The organism is Pedobacter africanus (genome assembly GCF_040548825.1).
Taxonomy (GTDB): Bacteria; Bacteroidota; Bacteroidia; order Sphingobacteriales; family Sphingobacteriaceae; genus Pedobacter; species Pedobacter africanus_A.
Genome location: NZ_JBEPSL010000002.1, coordinates 286,663 through 299,511, shown reverse-complemented (window position 1 = coordinate 299,511; position 12,849 = coordinate 286,663). Strand labels below are relative to the sequence as shown.

Genomic DNA, 12,849 nt, shown 5'->3' with positions numbered 1-12,849 from the left:
TTTAATTGATTTTTAAGCTCTGACGGATCCTTAAAATTAGATCCATATGATGATTCCGGGTCGCTTCGTCGCCCTTCGTTTTGTTCTTTTCTAATATTTCGAGAATTTTCAACAACTCACCTCTTTTGGAAGCAGCAACATCGGATGTCCTGGTCATCGAGTTGATATATACATTTCTCAGGTCGGCCAGGTTTGTTACAGGCTGTTCCTTAAACGCACGTGGGGTAAGGTCGCAGAGCTCTGGCAGGTTGTTTTTTACTGGCTGCAGGGCTTTTTTGTTTACCTTTTCCATCAGTTTATCGGTGCTCACCAGCAAAACATCCACGTAGTTCTGTTCAGTCTGGCGCTCATCCAGTGATAACGACCGGCCATTTAAGGTTTGCTTAAATGCAGTTTCCCTAACCGTTTTCAGCAATTGTGCGGCAGTATAAACCTTGTCGGCCCCATAAATAGACTCCATTTCCAGCAAACGCAGCAAACGTTCGTCGCCTACCAGGCTATACATTAAGCCATACTGCTGTTCCCGCTTTAAGTTATAGGGGCCATATTCAAAAGGTCCCAGCGGTGTATCTTTAATGGCAAAAGTATTCGATAGTAACTCAGGATTAAAGAGCCATTGGGGTAGGTTAAACAGTTGCGCTTTCAGGTAAGTCATGGCTTCTTCCTGTGTAGCTTTCGGAACCGGTGTATAGGCTTTTTTTCCGTCCCCGGCTACCGGGTTCTCCAGGTAATACCCCCCAATGTTAGCCATTACGTGTTCGGCATAAGCATTCCATTGCCAGATGGTGGCCATATACAATTTGCCTGCCTGATAATAGGATTCCCCTGGTTCGGCTGCCCAGTCCTTTATCTGAGGCACCAAACGCTGCAGGTTCTTTAAACCATACATGCCGGCCTTCATGGCATTATCGCCCAGGTCTTCCGACTGCGCCCTTGGGTCTACCACATTTAGTGCACTTTGCTGCTCGCCGTAATGGTATAGCGGATCATTCTGATGTTTGGCAATCCATTCCTTTTGTAGCTCCAGTTCTTCCCGCGGATCTTTGGTATCCAGCCAACGATACCCCCAGGCAATGGCATATTTATCGTACACTCCAATTTGCGGGGTAATGTGTTGCACCTTATCTTCTGGTTGTGCCACATAATTAAAACGGGCATAATCCATAATAGAAGGGGCAGTACCGCCCATTTTTGCAGTATAGGCTGGTGATCTTAAAGAATCTACCGGGTTGGCAAAAGAAGCGCCCATATTGTGCTTTAAACCCAGAGTATGCCCTATTTCGTGCGAGGATACAAAGCGGATGGCATGCCCCATCTGTTCTGCGCTGAAATTGTTTTTTCTTGCACCAGTATCAATTACCCCTGTTTGTACGCGCATCCAGTATTGTAAGGAGGTCATCACATTGTGCCACCAGATCACATCCGACTCCAGGATCTCGCCCGAACGGGGGTCCACAACTGAAGGCCCCATGGCATTTGACTTTGGCGAGGCTGCATAGGTAACTACCGAATAGCGCACATCATCGCCATCAAAATCTGCCGTGTCTGTAACCAGTTTGGCCTGTATGGCATTTTTGAAACCAGCGGCCTCGAAAGCCTTTTGCCAGTCGTGTATGCCATCTATAATGTAGGGTCTCCATTGTTTTGGGGTCGATGGATCTACATAAAACACAATCGGTTTTTCTGGTTCAACCAGCTCACCTTTCAGGTAACGGTCACGATCGGCCGCTTTAGGCTCCAGCTTCCAGCGGGTAATCAGTTCCCGGGTCTCCATTTTTTGCTGACGGTCTGAAAAATACCATCTTGGGGTGCTGAAAAATCCTACTCTATTGTCGGCAAAGCGGGGCTTCATCGGCTGTTCCGGCAGCAGCAGCAAATTGGTAGTTACGGCTACACTGATGGCTATGGTATTCTGGCCCTCGGTAACAGAGGTGCTCAGTAAAGAGCGCACCACTACATTTTGCGGAAAGCTTTTCATCTGCTCAATGGCCGAAAGTGCTGTTTTAGGACTGGTACCTAAGCCTATATTGGTAAATACATCATTGAAACTTTTTTCTGTTCCGTCGAACACCTTGTTCACTTTAATGACCACAGCCGAGGAATCAGGAGTATAAGCTTCAATTTTAAAAGTCTCGATTACTGAACCTGTAAAATTGTCTTTTACCGATTGGGTAATGGCATCGCCGGCGGGCGATTCTACCTGTGGCACGATGGTTTTTACCCATACCGTTTTGGCCAGTTTGTTCAGCTGAAAACGGACTACCTTATTTTCGTAGTTCATGCCCTTATTTACGCCGGCTTCATTAATGGCCATTGGAACAGCCGATATTTTGTTGACCAGCAGAAAGTCCTTTTCCATCAGTTTAAATGGAATCTCGAAGTAATAGTCGGTCTCTATCTGGTGTACCTTAAAAATACCATCAAGCGTTTTTGCTTTTTTCAATAGGATTTTGTAGTCCTTTAAGCTACTTTTTTTAACAGTATCCTGTTCGGTTTTCTTTTTTAAAGTATCAATGTTATTCTTTTTAACAATGTCTTTTTTAGGAAGTTTTTTAGGTATTTGCGCATTAACAGCGGCCCCACAAATCAAAATAGCCAGGGCTATCCATGAAGTCTTATTCAAAATCATAATCCAAAATGACTGAATATTTGGACTTTAGAAAGCGCTGTGCCGTGAACTGGCGTATTCTATAGCGTGAAAGCGCAGTTTTAAGGAGTGAAGGCAAGCAGGGGAAGGTAACATTTGTAATCACCACCCTCTGGCCCATACTTCAGCTGCCCGGCACCAAAATAGGCATAGGTGCTTTGCAGGTAATTCAGGCCTTGCTTTCCGGAGTCTTTTACATCGGTACGCAGCTGCAGGTTGTTGGCTACGACAATAAAATCACCTTCGCTTTTTATGCTGATTTTAAGCGGCTTAGTTTTGGAGAGCATGTTGTGCTTTACCGCATTTTCTATGAGGGTTTGCAAGCTCATAAATGGGAGCTGCTCCTGCAGGTGTTCATCGGAAATTTCTATTTCAAGGGGCTCCAGCGCATCACCAAACCTGATCTTCTGTAAGAAGAAATATTCCTTCACAAAATTCAGTTCCTCGGTTACAGTGGCCAGTCCATTAGGGTAGGATTTCAGCACGTAGCGGTAAACTTTAGAAAGTTTAACCACAAATGACTTGGCCAGTTCCGGTTCTTTTGAGATGAGTGCATTTAGGGAACTCAGTGAATTGAAAAGAAAATGTGGGTTTACTTTTTGTTTCAGGGCGTTGAGCTGCAGCAGGACATTGTCTTTTTGCTGGCGTTCGGCAATCAGGCCCAGTTCCTGTTTTTCAATGGAAAGCTGCTGGCGTTTTGTTTCGGCCTGCTGCCTTAACATAAATTCCTTTTGCCATTTGGCCTGTGCCCAGGCGATCAGCAGCAGTATGATCAGTGCGGCGGAGATAAACATGCTGATCAGGTATTTTTCAATGTCCTTTACGTCTTCATCTACATTCAGGGCTGCTGTGTCCAGCACCATTGTCCACTTCATAGACGAAATGTTCAGCGGTGTGTAATAACGAAATACAGGGATCTCCAAAACAGGGGACATTACAATCTCGTAGGTGCTGATGCTGTCTTTGAGCCGCCTGGTAATGGGCGAAAGCCTGACTGGAACCCCCATCTTTGTGCCTATTAATTTTTCTGCCGGATTGATCACATAAGTTCCGGCTTCATCGATTACCGAAGCGGAAGCACGGCCTGCGGGATCAATACCTGATAGATAACTCTGCAATTCTACCAGGTTGATGTCTAACCCGAAAATGAGGGTTTCAGTATTCGAAAGCTTGTGTTTTGAAGCCACCAGCCAATGTAAAGTATCTGCTATAGAGATGAGTTTATTGCCTGTCCAGTCTTTCTGGTACTGCCGGGCAGGTAGCTCGCGATAGGTTTGGTCATTCTTTTCTATGGCCCTGTAAGTGGTGTCCTGACCGTTGATAAGGGTATACCAGCCTTTATTCGCTGTGGGGTGGTTGAGCAATAAGGCTTCCACAATTTTGCGTTGTTTTATAAAATCTGCTGTTGAATGAAACTCAGGAAGGATGGCTACGAGGTTTTCGATCCCTTTTGTAAGCCCGTTGAATTCGTTACGGATTACATTCGATTTAAGCTCGTAGTTTTTTGTTGCAAGGTCTATGCTGATCTGCTCAGTCCGTTTACTGAGTTTACCCGACATAAAAAACCATATGCCCGTAAAGCACAGGAAAATAAAGATCCCTATGCCGATAAAGTACCTGGAACTGTATATCGGGATTTTCATCCTGCAAAGATAGTACAACTCAGGTGTGTTCGGGATGCAGTTTAGATTAAACAAGTATTGATTAGGGGTTGGTTAGGGGTTGAGTAGGCCTTTGGGTATACCAACCCCTACCCAAGGCTTAGCCAAGGGTTAACCAATCTAAAGCGCATCCCGAACGCACATCGAACCACGCTATACCTGGGTGCAGATAAAATAAAAGCAAAAAAGACCGGCATTTGCCGGTCTTTTTTGCTTTTATTAATTGTGTTTGGCTAAAATTTCGGAAAGTTTTTTTTCCAGAGCAGCCCCTTTCAGGTCTTTTGCTATGATCCGCCCGTCCGGATCAATTAAAAAGTTTTGAGGTATACCGGTAATCCCGTATAGCTTTGCCGCATGGTTTTCCGCTTTTAAATCTGAAACCTGGGGCCAGGTTAACCTGTCTTTACGGATGGCCTCGATCCATTCACCTTTTCCTGAAAGTTCATCCAGGGACACACCAACGATGGTAAAGTTCAAGTCCTTGTACAATTGATACATCCTGATCAGCGTCGGGTTTTCTTTTCTGCAGGGGCCACACCAGGATGCCCAGAAATCCAGTAATACATATTTTCCGCGGAAAGCAGAAAGCTGTATTGGTTTTCCGCTGGTGTCTGGCTGGGAGAAGTCGGGCGCAGTCTTACCGATAGCTACATTTTTGAGTGACTGGATTTTGGAGAAAAGTCCTTTGCCATCCTCGCTGTTGCGGATTTCTGGTGACAAACCCAGGAATAAAGTTTCCAGTTTTTGTGGATCGGTAGAAGAAAGCATCGCGAATAAGGCCCTTAAACAGATAATTGATGATGGATGTGCCTGAATGAATTGTGCTACTGTTCCCTGCGTCAACGCCGCCTGATAGCTGGCATCTTCGGCCACAATCTGTGTACCTGAAGCAGTTGCTGCTTTAGCAGATCCGGTACTGCTTAATGTAGTGGTGCCCTTATCGATGTATAAATAGCGGTAATCTTCGCGGGATGGCCCCGTACCTTTGGTGTTTACATAAAATATTCCACGGTTAATTGCACTTAAATAGCCCCTGAGCTCAAATTTGCCGTTACGGAGCAGGGCAGAATCAATTTTTGTTTCGGTACCGGTATAGTATTTCAGGTAAACTTTAGCAGGGGGCTGCAGCCTGCCAATGGTCCCTTTTATAACAAAGTTGTTTTTTTGTGAAAAGCCTGCAAATGGCATGGCCATAAACAGTATGAAAAGAATTCTATACATTTTTAAATGAGGTTAAGCTGCTTACTGATAATTTGGGTTCTGAACGATATTCGGGTTTACATTGATTTCTCCCAGGGGCATTGGCATTACCCTCCGGTAGTCTCCTGCTTCAATAATGCCGCTGGGATATTCCTCGGTCCGGTTGATGTTCTGGTTCAACCTGTTGAGGTCAAAGAAACGGTCGCCCTCAAAAGCAAGCTCCTTGCGTCTTTCATTTACAATGTCGGCCAGCAGGGTTACACCAGCAGAAGCATAAGTTAAGGAAGGATCTCTCTGTGCCATCAGGGTGTTCAGGAATGTCAGGGCTTCGCCCTCTTTGTTCAGACGGTAAGCCGCCTCGGCAGCAATTAGCTGGACTTCCGCCAGCCGGATCACCTTTTTCTCATTGAAGTCCCCAACTACAACAGGATATTTATTTACAATGTAAGCAGGGTCTTCGCCACCAACCCTGTTCCGTACGCCTTTAATGATGAGGTTCTTCCTGACGTCGGTTGTGGTATAGGCATCAAACAATGATTTGGTTGTTAACATTTCACCTTCGCTGTTATCGGCCTGTACAAAATGCGTTGCAAGTTCATCGGAGGCATTGTTGAAAGCATCTGATGCCAGTTCAAAAAGCGTTTCTACTTTATTGCTTTGGTCGTGAGGTATTGCTGCGGCCCAGTAGGCTGCCAGATCGGCCCGGTTAAGGGGCGTAAAGCCACTGTTGGCCAATACCTCTTTGGCGTCGTCATAGGCTTTCTGATAGTCTCCTTTATATAAATTTACTTTGGCCCTTAGCGCTATAGCAGCATATTTCGAGAATCTTGCTGAACCATTGTATTGCGACATCAGACTGATGGCCTGGTCCAGATCTGATAGGATTTGGGTATAAACTTCGGTAACCGTGTTTCGCTTAGGTAGAGCTGCAGGGTCGTAATGTAATACTATAGGTACCCCAAGCGTATTGGGCGCCAGGGTATAGGGTTTCCCAAAGAAACGCACCAGATCGAAATAAAGCAGGGCGCGAATGGCATAGGCTTCACCCTTATATTGCATCACCTCGGTGCCCTGGTTCAATGGGGCATCTATAATGTTATTTACCTGTAAAGCGTTGGCATAGGCAAAAAACCATACCCGGTTGCTGTAAGCGCCATCAGTAGTGATGGAATAGGCATTTTCTCCGTTAAAAAGGCCAATGTTGACGGTAGATAGATAGATATTATCCGCAAGCAGGTCTCCTAATATGGGAACTGCGGCCCCGCGAAGCTCGCCATTGCGTAAGTTTGCATAGGCACCGTTTAATGCCGTTTTTATATCGGCAGGGGTTTTAAGTGCATCTTCTTTGGAGATGCTGGTATAGGGCTTTTGATCCAGGAAGCTTTTTGTACAGGAAACAATAGAAAGTAAGGTTACAAAACCTCCAATCAACAGTATATTATTTAAATTCTTCATTTTTTTACTCAGATTAAAACTTAAGGTTAAGACCCAGGGTAAACACTTTTGGCATTGGGATGTTGTAGTTGGATTGTCCGGTTAATCCGGCTTCTGGATCGTACGGCAATTTCTTGTCCCTAACCCAGGTTGCCAGATTTGTTCCGCGTACATATATGCTCAAGCCTTCAATCTTCGCCTTCGATAATACTGCTTTCCGGAAAGCATAGGCCAGCGTTAACTCCCTTAAGCGGATATAGTCGCCCTTATACAGAAAACGACTGGAGGCGCGGCTGGAGTTATTGGTATTGTTGAAGATGTAGATTGGAATATCGGTTACATCGCCTGGTTTTTGCCATGCACCCAGCTGCGAGGCAAAATGATTAAATGAGCTGTTGTCGCCATCAGATTGTGTATATCTCGACCAAAGGTCCATCACATGATTGCCAAAGTTGTAATAGAACAAGCCATCCAGGCTAAAGCCTTTGTAGGCAAAAGCAGAGGTAAAACTGCCGAATACCTTAGGTGTGGCCGAATGGTTGGGAACAAGTTTGGCCAGGTTGTAATTGCTTGTGGTCGCTGTCATGGTCTCGTCGGTATACCAAAGCGGTTTCCCATTGGCAGGGTCAACACCGGCCCATTGGCGCAGGTAATAGGTTTGAAAATCGAGCCCAACCCTTCTGATCACAGAAGAACCTTTCATGTCTTTTCCATCTACCAGGGAAGTAATTTTGTTGAAGTTCCGGGAGATGTTGAAGCCTGCGCTCCACTTAAAGCCGGCCGTTTGTACAGGCGTTCCATTGATGGAAAATTCAACGCCCCTGTTTCTCATGGAACCAATGTTATTTAAAAAAGCACCTGCACCTGTGGTACCGGAAGTAGGCTGGCTGAGCAATAAATCGGTTGCCTTCCTGTTGTAATAATCGAAGGTAAAAGATAGCCTGTTGTTAAATAAACCAGCATCAAGGCCCAGGTTCAGTTGTTTGTTGGTTTCCCAGGTCAGGTAGGGGTTTCCAACAGAAGTAGGGCCGCTGCCCACCTCGCCATCGTAGTTAAAATTATAATAGGCAACCGAATAATCGCTCGAAACCCCATAGCTGTATAGCTGTCTCCAGCCATAGTCGTCGATGTTTGCATTACCTGTCAGGCCGTAGCTTGTTCTTAGCTTCAGGATGTTGATAAACTTAAGCGGCTTCAGGAAGGCTTCTTCCTGTATGTTCCAGGAGGCACCGGCAGACCAGAAATTTCCGTAACGGTTTTTTTCGCTGAAGCGGGAAGAGCCATCGCGACGGAAACTTCCGGAAATGACGTATTTTCCCTTATAGGAGAAGTCGGCCAGACTGAGCAGTGAAGCAATGGTATAATCAGAATTGGCTCCTGAGGCCTCGTAAGGATTGGTCCCGTTTGAAGGGACGGTAGCTACCGGGTTTCCAGGCAGCCCGGTGGTGCTTGCTGTAGTGGTATAATTCTGCGATTTTTGGGCCTCATAACCCAATTTAACGTTGGCCACCCAGGTCTGGTCGCGTTTAAGGTCTAAATGGTAATCGATCATATTGGTCCAGGTCCAATTGAAGTAACGCGTATAGGCACGCGAGGAATAGCCATTGTCGTAAAATGCGCCGGCCCCGTGCGTGGGGTTATAATAGGTGTCTTCTTCGAGGTTGTTGTAATCCGTACCAATCCGCGAAGTAAAGCTCAGATTATCGGTAATTTTGTATTCTGCCGATAGGGTTCCGAGGCCTTTAAGCTGGCTGAGTTTGTTTTTGTTGTATTTGGCAGTGTAGAGCGGGTTAGATTTTGAACCAAATACTGCCGCATCTATGTTGTAGGTGCCATCTGCATTGTAGGGGGAAATAAAAGGGAACAGGTGTACCGCGGCGGTAATAGGATTATCGGAAGAGCTGCCATTTGCGGGAGAATTTTGTCCGTTGGCACCCAGAATGAGGGTGGTAGACAAGGAAAGGCGGTCGGTAACTTTGGTCTTTAAATTTACCTTGAAGGAATAGCGGTTAAAGTCGGAGGCAATCACGGTTCCCTGCTGTTTAAAATACCCACCGGAAACATGGTATTGTGTGTTGCCCGTGCCACCACTGATACCCAGGTTATACTGCTGCTGCCTGCCATCCCTTTGTACCAGGTCAAGCCAGTTGGTATTTAAGCCACTTCCGGCACCAAATTTATTATCCAGGAAAGTAAATACGTTGTCGGCCGTTACCCCATTGAGTTTGGCATAGGAAGGGTTGTTTAATATTCCTTGTGCGGTTATTGTTCGCCATTGCTCTGTTGTGAGCAGCTTACCAGCTTCGGGTATCGTTCCCAGCTTTGTGATGCCATACTCTGCATCAAAATTAACTTTTGTTTTGCCCTGGGCGCCCTGCTTTGTGGTGATGATGATGACCCCATTTGCTGCCCTTGAACCATAAATTGCTGAGGCCGAGGCATCCTTTAAAACGTTGATGCTTTCAATGTCATTAGGGTTTATAGCCGATAAGGCATTGGAGGTAGTGGTGGCCCTTGACAACTGACCAGCGCTTACAATTACACCATCAATAACAAAAAGGGGATCCGATCCGGCAGAGATGGAGCCTATTCCGCGGATGCGGATTTGCTGCAACGCACCTGGTTGTCCGGATGAACCAACAGACTGTAAGCCGGCAACCCTTCCCTGTAAGGATTGGTCTATGGAGGTATAAGCGCGGTTTTCCAGCTCCTGCGATTTCACCAGGCCTACAGCTCCTGTAGTTATGGCTTTGGCCTGTTTTCCGTAACCATTGATCACTACTTCGTTCAGTAAACCACCCAGGGGCTTAAGGCTGATGTTCAGTGCCCCGCTTACCGGCAAAGGCTGTTCGGCAATCTGGTAACCTACGAAACTAAAAATCAGTACGTCAGCAGGATCTGGCAGTGTAATTTGAAACTGGCCCTTTGCATCGGTAACGCTGGTAATGGAAGGATGTTTCTGTGACCTGATGTTTACACCGGGCAGGGGCAGGTTTTGCTCATCGGTTACTGTTCCCTGCACCAGTACGGCTTCAGCCGCATTGGCTGCTGTAACAGGCTTGTCGCTGGCACTTATGACCACTACATTGTTAATTACATTGTAGGTTAAAGGCAGTTTATCGAGTAATTTGGTCATCACTTCAGAAATCCCGGCATCTTTAACGTCGATGTTCACCAGTTTTTTAAAGGGGACCACCTCATTGTTGTATGCAAAGCGGTAACTGGTTTTCTGCTCAATTTTTCTAAGCACGCTGCTCAATGCAGTATTCTTCAACTCCATGGTTATGCGGGTTTGAGAATATAGCGAGGCCCTGGTATGTATGGTGAGCAGCGCAAGTATTAAAAGTAACTTCATTTTTAGAAAATGTTTTCGGTAGCACGTGGCAAAATGGTTCTGAAAGAAAAGTTTGGTTTTCTTCATATATTTGTTTTGAATAGTTGATTAATAAAAGGTTGATATTTTTCTCTTTCCGGGGAAATGATCAGGCATCAATTATTTACGAACGGGGAATGCGACAACATTTCCCGTTTATAATTGACCCGACATCAGTTTGTAATCGTCAGTTTTTTTCCATTCAGTTTGTAGTTAAAGGGTTTAGTGATTTTCATTATCTTAAGTATATCATTTATGCTTTCTTCATTAAATATTCCTGTATACCGGTATTTCATGACCTCCTGATTTTTAAATTCAACGCTGATGTCAAAACGTCTTTCCAGCATGGCAGCAATATCCGACATCGGGCAGTTGGAGAAGGCAATTTTATTATCCATCCAGGCAGTTTCTACCAACTGGCTTTGTGCATTCAGGCGCAGCAGGTTGTCGAGCTTAATTTTAGGTGTGTTTTCGGTTCCTGCATTGTCCGGTTCAGACTGGTCTTTACGTACTGTAAGTTTTTCATTGGGGCGCAGGATGATATTTTCAGAAGGCCTGTCGTTAAAACTTACTTCAATCCGCCCCCTGATCAGGGAGGTTTCGATAACCTGGTCCTTCGGGTAACTTTTTACGTTGAAAGAGGTGCCCAGTACTTTAATGTTGATTTTATCGGTATGGATTACAAAAGGATGTTCGGGATCTTTTTTTACATCAAAAAATGCTTCTCCATCCAGCCATACTTCTCTTAGCTTGCCTTTAAAATTATCGGCATATTGCAGCCGGCTGTCGGCATTTACCCATACCGAACTGCCATCTGGAAGTTTAACCATAGTTTTGGAGCCTTTTTTTGTGACCACCTGGCTTTTTAATGCCGTGTTGTTGCCCAAAGGAGAGAGCAGCAATAGGAAAATCGTGAAGATCAATAAAAGCGCTGCACTGGTAAGCAAAATGCGCTGCCGATTTTTACCCATGCCCAAATGGCGGGCCGGAGCAGCCGGAACATGGAGGTGCATTTTTAAAGAATGTAAAGCAAAAGCCTGTTCGGCTTTGCTCAGTTCTTCTTCAGACCTTTCTTTTTCGGCAGCATGAAATGACAGGTACACTTTTTTCAAATCAGGATCTGCATCAATCATTTTTTTCAATTGCTGCAATTCTTTTTCAGTGGCTTCACCGGCCAGCTGCCTGCTTAAAAGTTTAAAAAAAATATCTTCGGCCATAGATTTCCGGTTGTTTCAATAAAGAGACAACAAAATGGGAGGGAACCACCGGTCTGATAAAAAATATTTTAAAGATCCAGGTGCTGCCTCATGTACAGCGTAATCTTTTTCAGGGCATTGGTCATGTGACCTTCAATGGTATTGGTAGAAATGCTTAAGATTTCGGATACTTCTTTATAGCTGAAGCCCTCATTTTTAATCAGCCTGTAAACTAGCTGGCATTTAGGGGGCAGCATGTCTATGGCTTTTTTTAAATTCAGCTGAAGTTCTTTTTCAATGAGGTGGTCAATTGGACTTGCGCTGCTTTGGGGCATGAGTTCAAGATCGTCCAGCCCTACGAAACTGCGGCCTTTATGTTTTTTGAGGTGATTAAAAGCGGAATTTTTGACCAGGGTGAAAAGGTAAACCCTGAGGTCAATAACCTGCTCCAGTTTCGGCCCCATCAGCCAGATCTTCATCATGGCATCGGCATAGAGTTCTTCGGCAAGTTCTTCAGAATGTACAATTGTGTTTGCAAAACGTATAATAGGCGTGTAAAACAATACAAATAACTTACGGTAGGCAGCTTCATCGGCATTTTTTGCCACTGCACTTTGTAAGTCAGCTATATCTGTTAAACCGGATGCCATGTTTTTTGAAATTATCCTCAAGGGCATCCAAACTTACTGATTTCTAATTAAATTTTATGCTGCCATGTGAAAGGGGCCTTGTTCATTACCAAAACAGGGCGGTTAAACACCATGTCTAACCGCCCTGCTCATAAAAATATTTCTATTCTTTTAATTCATCTTCACTGCCGGAATGGATGTTTTGGTCATCTTATCCAGGCCCGTAGCGTAGCTGTCAAATTCAGTATTCAGCTGTTTCATTAAAGCTTGTTTTGCGTCATTGTCTCCTTTAACCATAGCCCTCCACTTTACATTTGTTTTGCTGCCATTGGCCTTAAAGAAAATGGCATATTGTGCCGCTTTGATTCCTTTAGGCAGGTTGCTGTCAACAAAATCTATGGCTATAAGTTTGTTGTGTGCCTCATTCTGGGTAATGCTCTCTAAACGGTCGCCTCCATTTGAAAAAACAACCTTTCTGGATATCGGCATAGCCGTGTCTATAACTTCTATTGCACTTACATAACCATTTGATGCTTTTTTCAACAGTTCATTATTTTGAAAAATGTTCCAGACTGCGTCCAGTTCCATGTTGATGTCTGCACCTTTTTCCACATCCCATTTAACCTTCCTTGCAGTCTCCATTTGTGCACTGGCTTTGTAAGCCGACAGGCCCGTTAAAAGCAATAATGATAATATGATCTTTTTCATT

The 12,849-nt window shown here is 44.9% G+C and carries 8 protein-coding genes; all 8 read right to left on the bottom strand.

The window, feature by feature from the left end; all coding sequences use genetic code 11:
• Nucleotide 1: 1 nt before the first annotated feature.
• The 8 genes from ABIE26_RS11410 to ABIE26_RS11375 all read right to left on the bottom strand — a co-directional run bounded on the left by ABIE26_RS11410 (nucleotide 2) and on the right by ABIE26_RS11375 (nucleotide 12,848).
• Nucleotides 2-2,629, bottom strand: coding sequence for a zinc-dependent metalloprotease (locus ABIE26_RS11410; RefSeq protein ID WP_310142921.1), 2,628 nt, complete (start codon nucleotides 2,627-2,629; stop codon nucleotides 2-4).
• Nucleotides 2,630-2,709: 80 nt separating this feature from the next.
• Nucleotides 2,710-4,290, bottom strand: coding sequence for a sensor histidine kinase (locus ABIE26_RS11405; protein WP_310142923.1), 1,581 nt, complete (start codon nucleotides 4,288-4,290; stop codon nucleotides 2,710-2,712).
• Nucleotides 4,291-4,527: 237 nt separating this feature from the next.
• Nucleotides 4,528-5,529, bottom strand: a complete 1,002-nt coding sequence (locus ABIE26_RS11400) for a TlpA disulfide reductase family protein (RefSeq protein ID WP_310142925.1) — start codon at nucleotides 5,527-5,529, stop codon at nucleotides 4,528-4,530.
• Between the two features lie 21 nt (nucleotides 5,530-5,550).
• Nucleotides 5,551-6,963, bottom strand: a complete 1,413-nt coding sequence (locus ABIE26_RS11395; RefSeq protein ID WP_310142926.1) for a RagB/SusD family nutrient uptake outer membrane protein — start codon at nucleotides 6,961-6,963, stop codon at nucleotides 5,551-5,553.
• A gap of 13 nt (nucleotides 6,964-6,976) precedes the next feature.
• Nucleotides 6,977-10,297: a TonB-dependent receptor gene (locus ABIE26_RS11390; protein ID WP_310142928.1), complete on the bottom strand. Its 3,321-nt coding sequence runs from the start codon at nucleotides 10,295-10,297 to the stop codon at nucleotides 6,977-6,979.
• A gap of 191 nt (nucleotides 10,298-10,488) precedes the next feature.
• A complete protein-coding gene (locus ABIE26_RS11385) occupies nucleotides 10,489-11,532 on the bottom strand; it encodes a FecR family protein (protein ID WP_310142930.1) in 1,044 nt (347 codons plus the stop codon).
• 68 nt (nucleotides 11,533-11,600) lie between these two features.
• Nucleotides 11,601-12,161, bottom strand: coding sequence for a sigma-70 family RNA polymerase sigma factor (locus tag ABIE26_RS11380; RefSeq protein ID WP_310142933.1), 561 nt, complete (start codon nucleotides 12,159-12,161; stop codon nucleotides 11,601-11,603).
• Nucleotides 12,162-12,311: 150 nt separating this feature from the next.
• Nucleotides 12,312-12,848 (bottom strand): hypothetical protein, encoded by a 537-nt coding sequence (locus ABIE26_RS11375; RefSeq protein WP_310142935.1) that lies wholly within the window; start codon nucleotides 12,846-12,848, stop codon nucleotides 12,312-12,314.
• Nucleotide 12,849: the final 1 nt, after the last annotated feature.